The organism is Morganella morganii (assembly GCF_041099235.1).
Taxonomy (GTDB): Bacteria; Pseudomonadota; Gammaproteobacteria; order Enterobacterales; family Enterobacteriaceae; genus Morganella; species Morganella morganii_E.
In genome coordinates, this window is record NZ_JBFZSO010000027.1 from 299 (window position 1) to 546 (window position 248).

Below are 248 nucleotides of genomic sequence, written 5' to 3' on the forward strand. Positions count from 1 at the left end.
GTGCGGGAAATTTTCATCAGCAGTGCTTGTTCGGCAGGCACACAGGCCACAGCATAGCATAAATCACGATCAGGAGAGAAGAACAGGCACCCGATGGATGCCGGTAAAACGAGGGTTAATGCAGCTCAGGCCAGTACGCTTTATTGGCGGCAATCAGGTCATCGAGGATCGCTTTCGCCACCGAGGCGCTCGGTACGGTTTTCGATAGCGTAATCGCCTGCCACAGCTTGTGATATGAACGCTGCTCC

1 protein-coding gene is annotated in these 248 nt (G+C 54.0%); it reads right to left on the reverse strand.

The window, feature by feature from the left end; translation table 11 throughout:
• Window positions 1-115: 115 nt before the first annotated feature.
• Window positions 116-248: maltose-6'-phosphate glucosidase (locus AB7038_RS18090; RefSeq protein ID WP_369453751.1), on the reverse strand; the 133-nt coding region annotated here is incomplete at its 5' end.